This window comes from Nostoc sp. NMS7 (assembly GCF_017115085.1).
Lineage (GTDB): Bacteria > Cyanobacteriota > Cyanobacteriia > Cyanobacteriales > Nostocaceae > Nostoc.
In genome coordinates, this window is record NZ_JABXKJ010000216.1 from 48,331 (window position 1) to 54,412 (window position 6,082).

Consider the following 6,082-nt stretch of genomic DNA (forward strand, 5'->3'; position numbering starts at 1 on the left):
TTAGGAGATTACTAATTCATGCCTGATGAGCATCGTTTGGAGGAGAAATTTCTATCCCAAGAAGCTGAAAAAAGAATATCCGAAAAGCTAGATGAAGTCGAACAAATAGAAATAGATGTAAAAACCGATCTATTGAAAATAGCTCAGGGACAGGCGGATGGAGTTTCAGTTACAGGCCAAGGATTAGTCATCCAAGAAGGCATTCGCGTACAGGAAATAAAACTGCAAACAGAAAGTATTGCTATCAATCCCTTCAGCGCTCTTTTTGGTCAAATAGAATTTAATCAGCCAGTAAATGCCATAGCTCGCATTATACTTACAGAAATAGATATTAACTGCGCCTTGGCATCAGATTTTGTTCGTAGCCAGATGCCAAACTTTGATTTGGATGTAGATGGCGAAATTGTGAGTTTTGAGCCGGAAGAAATTCAGGTATTTTTACCTGGTGATGGCAAAATAGAATGTCGGGGAAAGGTGCTGTTAAAAGAAATGGGAAATACTCGCCCTTTCGCTTACACTGCGCTACTTCGTCCACGTACTCATTCACAACCCGCAATGCTGGAAAGTTTTCACTGCACCGAGGGAGACGGTATTTCCATAGAATTGGTTACAGCATTAATGCAGAAAGCCAAAGAACTGATGAATATCCCATATTTTCAATGGGAAGATATAGCTTTTTCGATTAAAAATATGCAGGTAGAAATCGGTAGTTTAATACTTATGATAGAAACTCAACTGAAGCAAATACCCTCATCCTTAAGTAAACTATCTCTTTAGTAGTATTCACCCTAGTTAAAGATAATTTTTGCAACTAGGGAGTGATGTAAATTTATTAAAAGTTTTATAAGCTTTTGAAAGCTACTTAATTTAAAAATAAGAACTATGCAAGAGTATGATATTGTGCTGATCGGTGCTGGACACAATGGGCTAGTTTGTGCAGCTTATTTGCTGAAAGCTGGTTATAGCGTTCTGTTACTAGAAAAGCGTTCTGTTCCAGGTGGTGCAGCAACAACTGAAGAATGTTTACCCGAAGAAGCTCCGGGATTTAAATTTAACTTGTGTGCTATTGACCATGAATTTATTCACTTAGGGCCAGTTGTTGAAGAATTAGAACTAGAAAAATACGGCTTGCATTATCTGGAGTGCGATCCAGTTGTTTTCTGTCCTCATCCTGATGGCAAGTATTTCTTAGGACATAAGTCGGTGGAAAAGACTTGTGCAGAAATCGCCCGTTATAGTGAACGTGATGCCAAAAAATACGCGGAATTTGTAGACTTTTGGCAGAGGGCATTAGGTGCAATGATTCCAATGTTTAATGCACCGCCAAAGTCAGTTATAGACATTCTTGGTAACTACGACATCACCAAACTGAAAGATTTATTTTCGGTTATTGGTTCGCCAAACAAAACGCTGGACTTCATTCGCACTATGTTAACCAGCGCCGAGGATTTACTTAACGAATGGTTTGATGAGGAATTTTTGAAAGCCCCACTAGCCAGACTATCAGCAGAACTTGGTGCGCCACCATCACAAAAAACCCTTGCAATTGGGGCAATTATGATGGCAATGCGTCATAATCCTGGGATGGCCAGACCTCGCGGCGGAACTGGCGCACTTGTGCAAGCGTTGGTGAATTTAGTCACAAGTAAAGGTGGCGTTATTCTCACAGACCAGGATGTTGAAAAAGTTTTAATTGATGATGGGAAAGCTGTGGGTGTACGGGTTGCTGGTGGTAAAGAATATCGCGCTAAACACGGGGTTATTTCTAATATTGATGCCAAGCGGTTATTTTTGCAAATGACTGATAAAAGCGATGTTGATGGAGCTGATCCTGACTTATGGGAAAGATTAGACCGCCGCATTGTTAACAACAACGAAACCATCCTCAAGATAGATTTGGCTTTAGACGAACCCCTACGCTTTCCACACCACGAGCACAAAGATGAATATCTTGTCGGTTCTATCTTGATTGCAGATTCTGTGGCTCATGTAGAACAGGCTCATAGTAAATGTACCTTGGGAGAAATTCCTGATACTGACCCATCAATGTATTTGGTGATGCCTAGCTATTTAGACCCCACATTAGCACCCCCAGGTAAGCACACTGTATGGATTGAGTTTTTTGCCCCTTATCAAATTGCCGGCGCAGAAGGCACTGGTTTAAAAGGTACTGGTTGGACAGATGAATTAAAAAACAAAGTTGCAGATCGGGTGATTGATAAGTTTGCAGACTATGCACCGAATGTCAAGAATGCAACTATCGCCCGTCGTGTAGAAAGTCCAGCTGAACTAGGAGAAAGATTAGGTGCGTACAAAGGGAATTATTACCATGTTGACATGACCCTAGATCAGATGATATTTTTCCGTCCCTTGCCAGAAATAGCCAACTACAAAACGCCAATTGATAATCTATTTTTGACTGGTGCAGGGACTCATCCAGGTGGTTCGATTTCGGGAATGCCGGGGCGCAATTGTGCCCGCGCATTTTTGCAAGCAAAACATCCTATTAGCCAAACTTTAAAAGATGCACGCGATTCGATTAAGTCAACTGTCGAGTCAGTATTTGGGATGAGTTAAGCGTTACACAGAAAGAGTATATTATCAGCAAGGCATAGATTTAATAGACTTTTTGCAAAAGTCAATAACAGATGTATGCCTTCACGCGATATTTACCACAATTACTAGCTGAGGATGATGCTATTCACTACGCCTATACCTACTCTGGGTAGGGATTGAACGGTGCTACTAGTGTAAAAGTGGCATCGTTTAAAAACAAAGTATTAGTGCTGTACGGGTGAATATATAGCTCACCGTTTCTGTGGCGTATATAGTAACCAGAGTAACCAGGAAAATTATATGGTCTAAAAGGAACATTTGTTAAACTTGCTAAACCTGGTCTCAAACGTCTCTACAAGGGTTCTAGATAACGCATATTTAATTTGTGGAGATGTCTAGTATATATAACAATCCTATTTGATTCCCTGTCCACCGGAAGGCTCAGATCCCCGACTTCTTCAAGAAGTCGGGGATCTTTTTGTTCGTAACTCCTGCATGGATTGCTATAGCAACACAAATTATTGTTTTTTTACTGGAATAGTTTCTAAGTAATTGCTTTATGTGTATTTAATATGATAATGTAACATACACTTGATTTAAAGAAGCTTTTATGCATCGTCAAGAAAGCTCTTTCTCAAAAAATAAGTAAATTAAGGGGTTAAAACTAGTGTATTTTGATAATACTCAAAAAATGAACACCTTTTAACATCATCTGATAAATTTTGTAGGTACAGCATGGTTTTTCAGCGCTGGTTCGTTGCATCTGGCTTAATAGCTTTCTTGGCATTTGGCTGTAGTGGTGGGGAAAACTCATCGATAGCAAACACTAGACAAGTTGTGCAAGAAACTAATGTAACCCAACTTTTGATCGAAGCGAAGGCTACGCAAAAAGCAGAAGATTTCTTTCATCAAGGCAATCATTTATTAGATGGACAACGTTACGAAGATGCGATAAAAGCTTATGATCAAGCGATCGCCATCAAAGTTGAGAATCCGGAAGCTTGGATTAACCGTGGTATAGCCTTAACATCGTTGCAACGCTACAAAGACGCGATCGCATCTTACGACAAAGCGATCGCCATCCAGCCCGACAAATATGAAGCGTGGTATAATCGTGGCATCGCCTTGACATCGTTGCAACGCTACAAAGACGCGATCGCATCTTACGAGAAAGCGATCGCCATCAAACCCGACAAATATGAAGCCTTAATTAACCAAGGCATTGCTCTGACAAAGCTGCACCGCTACCAAGATGGGATCGGATCTTATAATCGAGCGATCGCTATCAAGCAAGATTTGCACCAAGTATATTACAACAAAGCTTGCTCTTATGCTTTACAAAGCAATGTCGAATTAGCAATTGAGAACCTAGACAAAGCAATCCAGCTTGTTCCTGATAAATATAAGAAATTAGCAAAAACTGACCCAGACTTTAACAAAGTGCGTAGTGACAAGCGCTTTCAGGAATTAGTGCAATAGTATTTTGTCACCACTACTCAGTGTAGAATAGAAGCTTGCTATAACAAGGATTTTTTTCTTGAGCGGTTTACAATTAGACATGAAAAAATTGTTAATCACCGGAGCAAGTGGTTTTTTAGGATGGCATCTTTGCCAGCTTGCAAAAGAAGAATGGGAAATTTATGGTACTTATTTATCCCATCCTTTAGAAATTCCTGGCATCAAAATGCTAAAAGTTAACTTAACAGATTTTCAGGAATTGCAGCGCATATTTAGCGATATAAAACCAACAGCAGTTATTCATACTGCTGCACATTCGCAACCAAATTTTTGTCAAACCCACCCCGAAGAATCGCACGCAATTAACGTTATAGCATCGTGTAATATTGCCGAACTTTGTGCGGATAATTCTATTCCTTGTGCTTTTACCTCAACCGACTTAGTTTTTGATGGCTTAAATGCCCCCTACCGAGAAACAGATGTCGTGTGTCCTGCCAATCTTTACGGTGAGCAAAAAGCGATCGCAGAAGCAGATATGCTAGAAAGGTATCCTATGACCGCAGTGTGTCGAATGCCGTTGATGTTTGGTGCAGCAACACCCACAGCAAAAAGCTTTATTCAGCCATTTATTCAAACTTTACAAGCCCAAGAAGAATTAAGTTTATTTATAGATGAATTTCGCACACCAGTAAGTGGAACAACAGCCGCCAAAGGACTTTTATTAGCATTAGAAAAAGTTAACGGTATCATTCACTTAGGTGGTAAAGAGCGGATTTCGCGTTATGATTTTGGACAGCTATTAGTGGAAGTATTTCAACTTCCCACTACCATGCTCAAATCCTGCCGACAACAAGATGTCAAAATGGCAGCACCTAGACCAGCAGATGTTTCTTTGGATAGTTCCAAAGCATTTGCATTGGGATATCAGCCTTTATCTTTACGAAAAGAATTAGAAGAGTTAGGAGTGAATAGGGGCAATTCATGAATTGCCCCTATATGTTGTAACTTTGCGTAAGTTCTATCAGGATAAACGCATCTAAATTACTCTTGACAAAAAACTTAGTTAATGTAATAAGGAAATAATCAGATTTCTCACTTGATTTATTGGAGCCAGATAGCAGTGTTTGTCGAATGTAGGCTAACTCTTGCTACTTAGAAGCTAAAAATTCTTGAACATTTAGAATCTCAATGCCCCTCCAGGGGTTTAGCACTAGCAAATCATCATCTCCGGTAACAATACACTCTACTTGACCACTGAGTGCTAATTCCAAATATTTGTTATCTTTGGGGTCTCGGCATTCATCAATCTGCTCAGTCATGTTAATAAACTGAGAGTTTTCTGTTAAATTTTCTATAAATTCTTGCCGCCTTTCTTTCGTGAGATACCTATCAAATTTGGGACGATATAAAACTTATTCTAACTCCGATAAGACAGAATTTGATAATACGATAACGCCAATATCCTGAGCTTGATCTAATGCCTGACGTGGCTTGCTTTGACTAAACAAAAATGCACTAATTAGCACATTAGTATCAAAAACGAACCGTCGATTATTTGTCATCATTCAAAATCGATTTTAAGATTTCAGGCGTTAATCCTCGCTCTTGTGCTTCAAGACTAGCTTTATCCATCGTGTTTCTCAAACGTGCAATCGACTCAAGTCTCGGAGCTGTAAATTGAGACTGCATAATTGCCGCAATCTTAAGTTGGAATTGTTCCCGTTCTTCTTCAGTGGCATTGCGGTATGCCTCTGCTACCTCAGAGGGAACTTTGATAGTAATTTCTTCTTTAGTAATCATCGCCTGTTTTCTTCAATAATTTCTCATCTTTAATCATGTTATAGCGTTTCCTAGTCTACTGAGAGACTTCAATTGTTGCTTAGAGCGATGCCCTTCTCTACGAGACGCTCCGCGAACGACAGGCTCAGGGTAAAACCTACGGCGGTAAACTACGCACTTTCCAATAACAAGATGATTTTGTGCGGTTCTGATAGATTAATTTAATACAATATACAGGACTTACGCAACTGGCACAATGCGATCGCTAACAAATAGTACTCTAGTACTA

General features: G+C 39.7%; 6 protein-coding genes and 1 pseudogene. 4 read left to right on the forward strand and 3 right to left on the reverse strand.

What is annotated here, in order from left to right; translation table 11 throughout:
* Positions 1-18 precede the first annotated feature (18 nt).
* Both HWQ38_RS26335 and crtO read left to right on the forward strand, forming a co-directional pair.
* Positions 19-777, forward strand: coding sequence for a DUF2993 domain-containing protein (locus HWQ38_RS26335; protein ID WP_292799497.1), 759 nt, complete (start codon positions 19-21; stop codon positions 775-777).
* 105 nt (positions 778-882) lie between these two features.
* A complete protein-coding gene (gene crtO, locus HWQ38_RS26340; protein WP_292799500.1) occupies positions 883-2,577 on the forward strand; it encodes a beta-carotene ketolase CrtO in 1,695 nt (564 codons plus the stop codon).
* 139 nt (positions 2,578-2,716) lie between these two features.
* Here the strand turns inward: crtO and HWQ38_RS40585 are convergent, their stop codons facing one another.
* Positions 2,717-2,902 carry an AbfB domain-containing protein gene (locus HWQ38_RS40585; protein WP_366933346.1) on the reverse strand — a complete coding sequence of 62 codons (186 nt, stop codon included), beginning with the start codon at positions 2,900-2,902 and terminating at the stop codon, positions 2,717-2,719.
* 389 nt (positions 2,903-3,291) lie between these two features.
* Here HWQ38_RS40585 and HWQ38_RS26345 point away from each other — a divergent pair, with 389 nt between their 5' ends.
* Positions 3,292-4,035: a tetratricopeptide repeat protein gene (locus HWQ38_RS26345; protein ID WP_292799503.1), complete on the forward strand. Its 744-nt coding sequence runs from the start codon at positions 3,292-3,294 to the stop codon at positions 4,033-4,035.
* Positions 4,036-4,114: 79 nt separating this feature from the next.
* The gene (locus HWQ38_RS26350) at positions 4,115-4,999 is read left to right on the forward strand and encodes an NAD(P)-dependent oxidoreductase (RefSeq protein WP_292799506.1); all 885 of its coding nucleotides are present in this window, start codon (positions 4,115-4,117) and stop codon (positions 4,997-4,999) included.
* A gap of 163 nt (positions 5,000-5,162) precedes the next feature.
* Here HWQ38_RS26350 and HWQ38_RS26355 read toward each other — a convergent pair.
* Together HWQ38_RS26355 and HWQ38_RS26360 are read right to left on the reverse strand one after the other, a co-directional pair.
* Positions 5,163-5,414 (reverse strand): annotated as a pseudogene (locus HWQ38_RS26355) (putative toxin-antitoxin system toxin component, PIN family); the annotation flags it as partial.
* 151 nt (positions 5,415-5,565) lie between these two features.
* Positions 5,566-5,814, reverse strand: coding sequence for a hypothetical protein (locus HWQ38_RS26360; protein WP_292799509.1), 249 nt, complete (start codon positions 5,812-5,814; stop codon positions 5,566-5,568).
* Positions 5,815-6,082: the final 268 nt, after the last annotated feature.

Excerpts from the sequence above, each read along its gene's own strand:
- crtO (WP_292799500.1), top strand. The coding sequence starts at position 883 with ATGCAAGAGTATGATATTGTGCTGATCGGTGCTGGACACAATGGGCTA.
- HWQ38_RS26350 (WP_292799506.1), top strand. The coding sequence starts at position 4,115 with ATGAAAAAATTGTTAATCACCGGAGCAAGTGGTTTTTTAGGATGGCAT.
- HWQ38_RS26335 (WP_292799497.1), top strand. The coding sequence starts at position 19 with ATGCCTGATGAGCATCGTTTGGAGGAGAAATTTCTATCCCAAGAAGCT.
- HWQ38_RS26360 (WP_292799509.1), bottom strand. The coding sequence starts at position 5,814 with ATGATTACTAAAGAAGAAATTACTATCAAAGTTCCCTCTGAGGTAGCA.
- HWQ38_RS26345 (WP_292799503.1), top strand. The coding sequence starts at position 3,292 with ATGGTTTTTCAGCGCTGGTTCGTTGCATCTGGCTTAATAGCTTTCTTG.